Origin of the sequence: Marimonas arenosa (genome assembly GCF_030848945.1) — a bacterium.
Classification (GTDB): Bacteria; Pseudomonadota; Alphaproteobacteria; order Rhodobacterales; family Rhodobacteraceae; genus Marimonas; species Marimonas arenosa.
This window is the reverse complement of the sequence record NZ_JANHAX010000002.1, coordinates 26,157-37,859: the sequence shown is the minus strand read 5'-3', so window position 1 is coordinate 37,859 and position 11,703 is coordinate 26,157. Positions and strand designations below refer to the sequence as shown.

The following is an 11,703-nucleotide window of genomic DNA, read 5'->3' as shown; positions in this document are numbered from 1 at the left end:
AGCTCAGCGCTCCAGGACGACGGCGGCGGTATCGGTCCAGCTCAGCCAGACCTTGTCTTCCCAGGTGAAAGAGCGCCGCGATAACCGGCGCGTGTTGGCCGCCTGGGCCTTCAAGATCTGTCCGGTGGGCAGTTCAACGTGATAGGTTGACAGGTTTCCGAGATAAGCAATGTCGTGGATCGTGCCTTGCACCACATTGACCGCGCCATCGGGCCTCTCGGCAGAGATTGTCACCTTCTCGGGCCGGATCGCCAGGTAACAGCGCGCCGCCTCGCCCAGTTGAGCGTCGGTCTTGGCGTGCAGCGCCGGTTGTCCCTCCGCAAAAGTCACATCATATCCGTCGCCGGTCTTCGTACCGTGACCTTCGATGATGTTCACGTCACCAATGAAATCGGCCACATAGACAGTGTTCGGCATCTCGTAAATGCCAGCCGGCGTCGCCACCTGGATCAGGCGGCCCTCGTCCATCACCGCCACGCGGCTGGCCACTGTCATTGCCTCTTCCTGGTCGTGGGTCACGATCACGAAAGTGGTGCCGGTTTTCTCCTGGATGTCCATTAACTCGAATTGGGTGTCCTGCCGCAGTTTCTTGTCGAGCGCACCCAGCGGTTCGTCGAGCAGCAGGAGCTTGGGGGCCTTCGCAAGCGACCGCGCCAGCGCCACTCGCTGGCGTTGGCCTCCGGAAATCTGGTGCGGCTTGCGTTTGCTGAATTTTTCCAGCCGGGTGAGCTTGAGCATCTCCTGCACCCGGGCTTCGATCTGATCCTTGGGCAGCTTCTCGCGCTTCAGCCCAAAGGCGATGTTGTCCCAGACCGTCAGATGCGGGAAGAGCGCATAAGACTGGAACATCATGTTCACCGCCCGGCGGTTGGGCGGCACCCGAGCGATATTCTTGCCCGACAGAAGGATCGTGCCTTCGGTGATGGTCTCGAACCCGGCCAGCATGCGCATCATCGTTGTCTTACCACAGCCCGACGGGCCCAGCAGGGCAAAGAATTCACGTTCGTAGATATCCAGCGTCAGGTCATCGATAGCCGTGAAGTCGCCAAACCGCTTGGTCACATTCTTGAATTCGATCAGCGGCTTTTCGTTTGGATCGTCCCACGGAGCAAACACCGGTTCCGTCATCAAGCGTCTCCCTTGACGAAAAAGGCCCGCGCCGGTGCAGCGCGGGCCGTAAAGGGCGAGGGATCATGTGCCCGACTTGATCTTGGTCCAGAGCCGGGTGACCACCCGTTGCACCTTGGCCGGGTAGGGCGTCGTGGTGAAGGTATTGGCCATCGCCGCCTCGTCCGGATAGATCGCCGGATCGCCGATCACATCTTCTTCCAGGAAGTCCTGGGACGCCTTGTTACCGTTGGCGTAGTAGACGTAGTTCGACGCCGCGGCCATGTTCTGTGCATTCATGATGAAGTCCAGGAACTTGTGCGCCCCGTCCGGGTTGGGAGCGTCAGTCGGGATCGCCATCTGGTCAAACCACATCTGGGCACCCTCATCTGGCGCATAATAGCTGATTTCTACACCATTGTCGGCCTCGGCCGCTCGGTCACGGGCCTGCAGCACGTCGCCCGACCAGCCGATCGCGACACAGATGTCGCCGTTGGCCAGCGCATTGATGTACTCCGAGCTGTGGAACTTCTGAATGAAAGGACGGATCGGACCCAGCACTTCTTCGGCACGGGCGATCACTTCCGGATCATGGCTGTCCGGATCGAGCCCGAGATAGTTCAGCGCCGCCGGGATCATTTCGGCAGGGGCGTCCAGCATGTGGATGCCGCAGGCCGAGAGCTTCTCGGCGTTGGCCGGATCGAAAATCAGCGACCAGCTGGTCACCGGCGCATCGTCACCCAGGATCTCCTTGACCTTCGGTTCATTCACGCCAAGGCCAGTGGTGCCCCACATATAGTTGATCGAGTATTCGTTGCCCGGGTCATAGGCTGCCGTCCGCTCGGCGATCACGTCCCACATGTTCTGGATGTTGGGCAACTTGTCCAAGTCCAGCTTCTGAAAGGCGCCCGCGGTGATCTGGCGCTGCAGGAAGGTGCCTGAAGGTACCACAACGTCGTAACCCGATCCGCCGGCCAGCATCTTGGTCTCCAGCACCTCATTTGAGTCGAACACGTCGTAGATCAGGTCGATCCCTGTCTCTTCCTCGAACTTGGTCAGCAACTCTTCGTCGATATAGTCCGACCAGTTGTAGACGCGGACCTCTTCGGCTCCAGCCATCCCGGCCAGGAGTGCCAGCGCGGCTGTGGCGGTGATCAGTTTTTTCGTCATATCAGTCTCCCGTGAGTGAGGTCGTTCGCCTCTTGATCGCAGATTTGATCAATTTTTCTGGTCATATGCAACATGGCATTTTTTTGATCACCCCTGTAAGCTGGGGCCAACCTGCAAAATGGCGAAGTGAATCTTACGGCAATGATGAAAAACCGGGCAGTTCCCGAAAGCGCGCAACATCAGGTCCCGACGAGCGCGACTCCGCCGCCGGCGCATGAAACCGTGTATCGGCGGCTGCGCGATTCGATCCTTTTTGGCGAACTGGCGCCCGGCCAGGCTGTGACCATCCAGGGAATTGCGGAAATGTTCGGCGCCGGTGTCACTCCGGTGCGCGAGGCAATCCGCCGCCTGACGGCCGAGGGCGCGCTCGAGTTTCAGGGCAATCGCCGGGTTTGTGTACCGCAATTGACAGTCGCGAATATCGACGAATTAATCTTTGCACGTCAAACAATTGAACCTCAGTTGGCCAAGCGTGCAACCGAGCGGGCGACGGAGAAAAACCTTGCTTGCCTCACCGACATCGACAATCGCTTGGACAATGCTATCGCGCACGGCGATGTGGGGTCTTATCTGGAACTGAATTACCGGTTCCATACCTGCATCTACTCGCTGGCCGACGCACCAATTCTGCAAGCTATCGCCGATGGTCTGTGGTTGCGATTCGGCCCGTCACTGCGCGTGGTCTGCGGACGGCTGGGCACGCAGAACCTGCCTGACCAGCACAAGGAAGCGCTCGCGGCGATGCGTGCAGGAGATGCAGAAGCCACCGCCGAAGCCATGCGACAAGACGTGATCCAGGGCATGGAACAGGTTCGCCGCGCCCTCGCCGGCTGACCTCCTGATGCAGGTGATTCGATTGACAGGCCAGAATTTGATCATATTCTGACGTGGATTGTTTGAGCCCTAAGCGGCATGAGTCCACGAAAGCGAGACCCCATGGCACAGATCACCAACCATATGCCGACGGCAGAGTTGCAGGCGCTTGATGCCGCACATCACATGCATCCCTTTACCAACGGGCACGAGTTGGCCGCCAAGGGCGCCCGGGTGATTACCCGGGCCAAGGGGGTATGGCTGACCGACAGCGAGGGGAACGAGATCCTTGATGCGATGGGTGGGCTGTGGTGCGTCAACATCGGGTATGGGCGCGAGGAACTGGCCGAGGTCGCCGCTCGCCAGATGCGTGAACTTCCTTACTATAACACCTTTTTCCAGACCACCCATGTGCCCGCCATCGCCTTGGCCCAGCGCCTCGCCGAGCTGGCGCCAGGTGACTTGAACCATGTATTCTTCGCCAGCTCCGGGTCCGAAGCGAACGACACCAATATTCGCATGGTCCGCACCTATTGGGCCGAGAGTGGCAAGCCGGAAAAGCAGATCATCATCAGCCGCAAGAACGGCTATCACGGCTCGACCGTGGGCGCCGCCAGCCTCGGTGGTATGTCCCCGATGCACGCTCAGGGCGGCTTGCCGATCCCCGGCGTCCATCACATCAACCAACCCAACTGGTGGGCCGAGGGTGGCGACATGAGCCCCGAGGAATTCGGCCTCGCCCGCGCGCGCGAACTGGAAGAGGCAATTCACGAGTTGGGCGAAGACAAGGTCGCGGCCTTCATCGCCGAACCGATCCAGGGTGCTGGCGGCGTGATCGTGCCGCCTGACAATTACTGGCCGGAAATCCAGAGGATCTGCGACGCGCACGAGATCTTGTTGATCGCCGACGAGGTGATCTGCGGCTTCGGCCGCACCGGCAAGTGGTTCGGCAGCCAGACGATGAATATCCGCCCCGACATCATGACCGTCGCCAAGGGGCTAAGCTCGGGCTATGCACCGATCAGCGCCTCGATCGTTTCAGACGGGGTCGCCAAGGTTCTCGACGCCTGCGAGTTCAATCACGGCTATACTTATTCCGGACACCCGGTTTCAGCCGCGGTGGCGCTGGAAAACCTGCGCATCCTCGATGAAGAAGGCATCGTCGAGCGGGTTGGCGCCGAAACCGCGCCTTACCTGCAAGAAAAATGGGAAAGACTGACCGATCATCCTCTGGTGGGTGAGGCCAGGATCGTCGGGCTGATGGGTTCCGTCGCGCTGACCCCCGACAAGGACAACCGTGCCAAGTTCGCCGCCGATCCCGGCACCGTGGGTTTCATCTGCCGCGAGCGTTGTTTTGCCAACAACCTTGTGATGCGTCATGTCGGCGACCGCATGATCATCTCACCGCCACTGGTGATCTCGCCTTCGGAAATCGACCTACTGATCGAGCGCGCCCGCCTGTCTCTGGACCAATGTCTCGAACGGATCGCAAGCGAGGGGCTTCTTAAAGCCGCGAACTGAGACTGTCAGAATCGTGCAGAAGCCCGGCCATTCGTGCCGGGCCAGTCTTTTTTTTTGCCACTCCACATCGGGTTGCGCGGAGTTCGCCGGTTTTATGTGCGAAAGGCGGAATCTGCTGTGTTTTGCCGCAAATCAGTTGCAACCGGGTCCGCGACACGTTTTACATTAGGGTCAATGAATGGGGAAAGCCCCAAGAAACTGACAGGGAGCCAGATTTGGCTGAATCAGAGAGTGACGCGGCGTTCGTCGAATTCGAACGCGTGCAGAAAAGCTATGACGGCGAAACGCTCGTCGTCAAAGACCTCAACCTGAAAATGCCCCGGGGCGAGTTTCTGACAATGCTTGGGCCCTCGGGCTCTGGCAAGACGACCTGCCTGATGATGTTGGCCGGGTTCGAGACCGCCACCCATGGAGAAATCAAGCTCGGGGGCAAACCTATCAACAACATCCCGCCACATAAGCGCGGGATTGGGATGGTGTTTCAGAACTATGCGCTCTTCCCGCACATGACGATCGAGGAAAACCTCTCGTTTCCGCTCGAGGTGCGCAACATCGGCAAGTCGGACCGCGAGGCCAAGATCAAGCGCGCGCTTGATATGGTCGAAATGGGCACCTTCGGGGCGCGCCGCCCGGCGCAGCTTTCGGGGGGGCAGCAGCAGCGAGTCGCGCTGGCGCGTGCGCTGGTGTTCGAACCAGAGTTGGTGTTGATGGACGAACCGCTTGGCGCGCTCGACAAGCAGCTACGCGAAAAGATGCAGTTTGAGATCACCCACCTTGCACACCAGCTGGGCATCACCGTGGTCTATGTGACCCACGACCAGACCGAAGCGCTGACCATGTCGGACCGCGTTGCGGTGTTCGACGATGGCCGCATTCAGCAGATTGCGCCACCCGATCAACTGTATGAAGAGCCCGAAAACAGCTTTGTCGCGCAGTTCATTGGCGAGAACAACACGCTTGAAGGCGTGATCAAGGAAATCAGGGAAAACGGTCTTGCGCTGGTGCAGCTTGACGATGGCGAGTTGATCGATTGCACGCCCGTCAATGTCAGCCAGCCGGGTGAGCGTACCCGCGTGTCGATCCGCCCTGAGCGGGTGGAATACAACAAGGCACGCCTGCAAAAAGGCGTGCACACGCTGAAGGCCGAAGTGCTCGAGTTCATCTATATGGGCGATATCTTCCGTACCCGGCTGCGCGTGGCAGGCAATGACGAGTTCATCGTCAAGACCCGCAACGCGCCTGACCAGGAGCGCCTCCAACCCGGCCAACAGATCGAAATCGGCTGGCTGCCACAGGATTGCCGGGCGCTCGACGCCTGAGACCCGTGCTTTGCCAGGCGGATGACCCAGCCTGGCCTAACCCCTGGCGCAATGCACCCCGGAACCTTGCGCCGCGAAAATGTTTAACCGGGAGACATAGGGAGTAACTTATGAAACTGACGAAAACTCTCCTTGCCACCACTGCCCTGGCCTTTGCGGCTGGCGCCGCGACGGCGAGCGAAATCACGGTGGTGAGCTGGGGCGGTGCCTATACCAAGTCTCAGGTCGAGGCCTATCACAAGCCCTGGATCGCCAAGACCGGCAATTCGATTGTGTCCGAAGACTATAACGGCGGCCTGGCAGAGGTGAAAAGCCAGGTGGAAGCCGGTAACGTGACTTGGGACCTCGTCGATGTCGAACTTTCCGACGCCGTGCGCGGCTGCGACGAAGGCCTGTTGGAAGAGATCGATCCATCGATCCTGCCCGCTGCCCCCGATGGCACGCCGGCCATGGATGACTTTATTCCGGGTGCGATCACAGACTGCGCCGTCGCTTCCATCGTCTGGTCGACGATCTATGCCTATGACTCGACAGTCCTGGAAAACGGCCCGAAGACCATGGCCGATTTTTTCGATCTCGAGAAGTTCCCCGGCAAGCGCGGCCTGCGTAAATCGCCCAAAGCGAACCTTGAAATGGCGCTGATCGCCGATGGTGTAGCCCCCGGTGACGTATATGACATGCTCGAATCCGACGAAGGCATCGCACGTGCCTTTGCCAAGCTCGACACCATCAAGGATGAAACCGTCTGGTGGGAAGCTGGCGCTCAACCGCCGCAGCTTCTGGCCGATGGCGAGGTTGTCATGACCACCGCCTATAATGGCCGGATCTTCAACGCCGTGGCGGCCGAAGACAAACCCTTCGAGATCGTCTGGGACGGTCAGGTCTTCGACCTGGACCTGTGGGTAATCCCGAAAGGCGCGCCGAACAAGGATCTCGCCATGGACTTCCTGGCGTTCTCGACCGCAACCGAGCAGCTCGCTGCACAGGCCTCGTGGATTTCCTACGGCCCGGCCCGCAAGAGCTCCTCGCCGCTGGTTGGCACCTATGCGACCAAGCCCGACCTGCAAATGGGCCCGCAGATGCCGACCGCACCGGAGAACTTCAAGACCGCGCTGCAGAACGACTTCGAGTTCTGGGCCGACAACCAGGACGAGCTGAACGAGCGCTTCAACGCCTGGCTCGCCAACTGATCCGGACATAACAGCCGGAAGGGGGCCGAACGGCCCTCTTCCACCCTCCCAAAGACCAACCCCAAGGCGCACTGACATGAGCGACACCTCCGGCCCGATCCTAGCCGCTGACGGCACCCCGCTTAAGAAAAAGCTTCAGCAAACGCTCTTTCGGTCACGGGCACGCGCCTTCGGACTGGTCTTTCCGCTTCTCGCCTTCATCATCATCGCCTTCATCCTGCCGATCATCCTACTGCTCAGCCAGAGTGTCTGGGATTCCCGCTATGCCGACCTGATGCCGGAATCGACCAAGGCCGTGGCCGGCTGGGACAGTAGCACGCCACCGACCGAAGAGATGGCCGCCGCAATGGTGACTGACTTGGTTCAGGCCCGAGAGAACAAGACGATCGGAAAGGTTGCCACGCGGGTGAACCGCGAGCTGTCAGGTACACGCAGCCTGTTCACCAAAACCGCCCGAAGCGCCGCCAAGTTGGAGGCGCCCTATCTCGGGGCCCTGATTGACCGTGATGAGGACTGGGGCAAGATCGAAACTTGGGCAGCGATCAAGGTTGCGGCCAAGAAGTTCAACCCCAGCTATCTCGCCTCGGCGGTCGACATGAAATACAACGCCGACGGCACGTTCGAACGCGAAGACGAAGGGCGCCGCATCCATGTCAAATTGTTCTGGCGCACGCTGGAAATCAGCTTTCTGGTAACTGTCTTCACCCTGCTGCTGGGCTACCCGGTGGCCTATCTGCTGTCGACGTTGCCGGTGCGCACCTCGAACCTTCTGCTGATCCTGGTGCTGCTGCCTTTCTGGACTTCGCTGCTGGTGCGGACCACCGCCTGGATTGCGATGCTGCAAGGTCAGGGTGTTTTGAACGACCTGTTCGTCGTGTTCGGGATTGCGACCGACGAGGACCGTTTCAGCCTCATCTACAACAAGACGGGCACGCTGATCGCGATGACGCATATCCTGCTGCCGTTCATGATCCTGCCGCTTTACTCGGTGATGAAGACGATCCCGCCGTCTTATGTGCGCGCGGCCAAGTCCATGGGTGCGCGGCCGTCCACGGCGTTCTGGCGGGTCTATTTCCCGCAATCGGTGCCGGGAATCGGGGCCGGCGCGCTCTTGGTCTTCATCCTCGCCATCGGTTATTACATCACCCCCGCACTTGTCGGCGGACAGGACGGGCAGATGATCTCGAACATCATCGACTTCCATATGCGCAGATCGCTGAACTGGAACCTTGCGGCGGCACTGGGCCTCGTGCTGCTGGTCTTCGTTCTGTTCCTCTTCTGGCTCTACGACCGCATCGTCGGCATCGACAACATGAAACTGGGGTAAGGCATGAGCAGCGGCGAATACAGATACATCCCCCCGAAACCGCCCGTGTGGTTCAACATCGCATGGCTGGCCGGCTTTGGTGCGATCATCGGGCTGGCGACGGCGCAGGGCAACTTTTCGCTCTTCCTGCCCTATCTGATCGCCGGTGCGGTGATTTTCGGCCTGGTGGCCTTTGTCGTGCCACTCCTGACGGAAAACCGCGCACTGGCCGGGTTCGGCACCGCGCTGCTGTTCCTCGTGCTGGGTTGGCAGGTTTTCTCGTTCGCCTATGGCGTGCTGATGGCTTTCGTCGGTTATTTCATGGGCCGCATGTCACTGTGGCTCAGTTCTGGTAACTACCGTCTTAACCAGCCGCCCTATGCGACCTCCGGCGAGGTTCTGTGGTTCTATGCTTTCCGCACCATCTGCGGGCTGATCTTTCTGTTCCTGATCACGCCGATCATCATCCTGATCCCACTCAGCTTTAACCAGGAGCCCTATTTCAGCTTCACCCCGGGTATGCTGGCGTTGGATTCCGAGGCCTACAGCCTGCGCTGGTACTGGGACATCCTGAAGAACGGTATGGCAGCCCCCGAAGCCATCGAGGGCTGGTGGGCCGACATGTGGAGCAACGCGCAATGGGTGCGCTCGATCAAGAACTCGTTCTGGATCGGTATCTGGGCGACGCTGCTTAGCACCGCGCTGGGGACGTTGGCGGCAATTGGCCTCAGCCGTTCGGAAATGCCCTATCGCCGGGGAATCATGGCGCTGCTGATTTCGCCGATGATCGTTCCACTGGTGATCACCGCGTCGGGGCTGTTCTACTTCTTCTCCGACATCGGCCTGGCCAAGACCTATGTTGGCCTGATCCTGGCGCACGCCGCACTGGGCACACCCTTCGTGATCATCACCGTGACCGCAACATTGGTCAGCTTTGACCAGAGCCTGGTGCGGGCGGCCGCCAACATGGGGGCAGGTCCGGTTCAGACGTTCTTCAAGGTTCAGATGCCGCTCATTCTGCCGGGGGTTATCTCGGGCGGGCTGTTTGCCTTCATCACCTCGTTCGACGAAGTGGTGGTGGTGCTGCAACTTGCCGACGTGAAGCAGCGCACGATTCCGCGGCAGATGTTTTCGGGCATCCGCGAGCAGATCAGTCCGACGATCCTGGCGGTGGCAACGATCCTGGTGATCATTTCGATTGCACTGCTGACCGCGGTGGAACTGCTGCGTCGGCGGTCGGAACGGATGCGGGGGATCACGCCGACGTAACCGACGCAGCGGAACGCTTGAACGCTTTGGGCGCTTCGCCTTCAATCGAAGGCGAGGCGTTTTCTTTTGCCGCAGGGAGGCAAGCTATGGAAATTGAAGGGAAAATCTGCGTCGTTACGGGTGCCGCCCAAGGCATTGGTCGGGCGCTGTGCGAGGCGCTGGCAGAAGCCGGGGCAAAGCATGTCGTGGCGGTCGACCTTAAGATCGAGGGCGCCGGAGAAACGGCAAAGCGTGTCGGCGGCACGGCCATGGCCTGTGATGTCGGCGATCAGGCGCAAGTCGAGTCGATGATCGACCGGGTGGAGAATGACATCGGGCCGATTGACCTGATGTGTTCGAATGCGGGTATTCTGACGGGGTTGGATCAATCCTTCGATAACATAGCGTTCGCTGCTACCGAGGAATGGAACAAGGCCTGGGCCGTCAACGTCATGGCGCATGTCCACGCTGCCCGCCATCTGGTGCCGAAAATGAAGGCGCGGGGGGGTGGCTATTTCATGCATACGGCATCGGCTGCGGGGCTTCTAAACCAAGTCGGATCAGCGGTTTACGGGGTAACCAAGCACGCCGCCGTGGGCTTTGCCGAGGCGCTGGCACTGGGGCACAAGGACGATAACATCCGCGTCACGGTTCTGTGCCCGCAAGGGGTGGATACGGCGATGGTACGCGGCGCCGGCGAGAACCCCGCGACAGCGGATGGAATCCTTTCGGCACAAGAGGTTGCGGAGAAAACGCTGACGGCGATCCGAGCCGAGAAGTTCCTCGTCCTGCCGCATCCGGAGGTGGCGCAATACATGCAGAACAAGGTCAATGATTACGACCGTTGGATCGGCGGAATGGCAAAGCTACAGCGCATCTACAAGGCGGCCAACGTCGAAAGTTAACGGCACCGCGCGGCGGAAACCGCGGGTATGGCCGCCCGGCTGGCAGGCCGGCTGGCAGCCTGTATTGCGAGTGAAACAGTCGGGAATTTACCGATTGTTAGGTTAATCCAACGTGCGGTGGTCGTCGCCGCGTTTTGCGGGGTGGGTTGAAACCCACCCTACAGGCCGGCCCCTCGCGAGGGGCGTGGCGGGTTATTCACGGACGAGTTTCTCGTAGCCGGTCGAGATTTCCTTCGTCAGATCTCCAACCTCGAAATTCCAGTCGCCGATCTGGCCGACGGGAGTGACCTCGGCCGCCGAGCCTGTGAGCCAGCATTGCTCCATGCTATCGAGCTCGCCCGGGTCGATGTGGCGCTCGTTCACCTTGATCTGGCGGTCTTTGAGCATGCCGATCACCGTCTGTCGGGTGAGTCCGTTGAGGATCGCGTCGGGCAGCGGCGTGTGGACCTCGCCGTTCTTCACGAAGAAAATATTGGCGCCAGTCGCCTCGGCCACGTAGCCGCGATAGTCGAGGAACATGGCATCGGAACAGCCCTTCGCCTCGGCCGCGTGTTTCGACATGGTGCAGATCATGTAAAGCCCGGCGGCCTTGGCACTGGTTGGGATGGTTTCGGGGCTGGGGCGTTTCCACTTGGCCACGTCAAGCTTGGCGCCCTTGAACTTGGCGTCGCCATAGTAGTCGCCCCATTCCCAGGCCGCCACGGCCATGCGAACCGGGTTGCGTGCCGAAGAGACGCCCATGTCTTCCCCCGCCCCGCGCCAGGCGACGGCGCGGACATAGGCGTTGGTCAGCCCGTTGGCGTCGACCACGGCCTGCTTGGCCGCCTCGATCTCGTCGATCGAATACGGAATCGGCATGTCGAGCAGTTCGCCCGATTTCCGCAACCGTTCGGAATGCTTGCGGGAAAGAAAGATCTTGCCGTTATAGAGACGTTCGCCCTCGAAGACCGACGAGGCGTAATGCAGCGCGTGGGATAGGATGTGCACGTTGGCCGACCGCCAATCGATCAGTTTGCCATCCATCCAGATCTTGCCGTCGCGATCATCATAGCCCGTCATCGTCATACTCCTTCAAGGCCCAAGCTTTCCATTTGTTGCGCCGTTTACGTCCGAACCGGACATTA

At 60.1% G+C, this 11,703-nt stretch carries 10 protein-coding genes; 7 read left to right on the top strand and 3 right to left on the bottom strand.

From position 1 onward, the window contains the following. Nucleotides 1-3 precede the first annotated feature (3 nt). Complete coding sequence (locus NO357_RS06440; protein WP_306734813.1) at nt 4-1,128, bottom strand: ABC transporter ATP-binding protein; 1,125 nt, start codon at nt 1,126-1,128, stop codon at nt 4-6. A 63-nt stretch (nt 1,129-1,191) separates the two neighbouring features. After that, nucleotides 1,192-2,277: a polyamine ABC transporter substrate-binding protein gene (locus tag NO357_RS06435; protein ID WP_306734812.1), complete on the bottom strand. Its 1,086-nt coding sequence runs from the start codon at nt 2,275-2,277 to the stop codon at nt 1,192-1,194. A 144-nt stretch (nt 2,278-2,421) separates the two neighbouring features. Here NO357_RS06435 and NO357_RS06430 point away from each other — a divergent pair, with 144 nt between their 5' ends. From NO357_RS06430 to NO357_RS06400, 7 genes are all read left to right on the top strand, one after another. Further along, complete coding sequence (locus NO357_RS06430; RefSeq protein WP_306735538.1) at nt 2,422-3,111, top strand: GntR family transcriptional regulator; 690 nt, start codon at nt 2,422-2,424, stop codon at nt 3,109-3,111. Between the two features lie 102 nt (nt 3,112-3,213). Beyond that, entirely contained in the window at nt 3,214-4,611 is a 1,398-nt protein-coding gene (locus NO357_RS06425) for an aspartate aminotransferase family protein (protein WP_306734811.1), read from the top strand. A gap of 215 nt (nt 4,612-4,826) precedes the next feature. Next, nucleotides 4,827-5,930, top strand: a complete 1,104-nt coding sequence (locus NO357_RS06420) for an ABC transporter ATP-binding protein (protein WP_306734810.1) — start codon at nt 4,827-4,829, stop codon at nt 5,928-5,930. 110 nt (nt 5,931-6,040) lie between these two features. Beyond that, nucleotides 6,041-7,120, top strand: a complete 1,080-nt coding sequence (locus NO357_RS06415) for an ABC transporter substrate-binding protein (RefSeq protein ID WP_306734809.1) — start codon at nt 6,041-6,043, stop codon at nt 7,118-7,120. Nucleotides 7,121-7,196: 76 nt separating this feature from the next. Continuing rightward, nucleotides 7,197-8,447 carry an ABC transporter permease gene (locus tag NO357_RS06410; RefSeq protein ID WP_306734808.1) on the top strand — a complete coding sequence of 417 codons (1,251 nt, stop codon included), beginning with the start codon at nt 7,197-7,199 and terminating at the stop codon, nt 8,445-8,447. Nucleotides 8,448-8,450: 3 nt separating this feature from the next. Next, complete coding sequence (locus NO357_RS06405) at nt 8,451-9,695, top strand: ABC transporter permease (protein WP_306734807.1); 1,245 nt, start codon at nt 8,451-8,453, stop codon at nt 9,693-9,695. Nucleotides 9,696-9,781: 86 nt separating this feature from the next. Beyond that, entirely contained in the window at nt 9,782-10,579 is a 798-nt protein-coding gene (locus NO357_RS06400; protein ID WP_306734806.1) for an SDR family oxidoreductase, read from the top strand. A gap of 192 nt (nt 10,580-10,771) precedes the next feature. Here the strand turns inward: NO357_RS06400 and NO357_RS06395 are convergent, their stop codons facing one another. After that, complete coding sequence (locus NO357_RS06395) at nt 10,772-11,638, bottom strand: branched-chain amino acid aminotransferase (RefSeq protein ID WP_306734805.1); 867 nt, start codon at nt 11,636-11,638, stop codon at nt 10,772-10,774. Between the last annotated feature and the right edge of the window lie 65 nt (nt 11,639-11,703).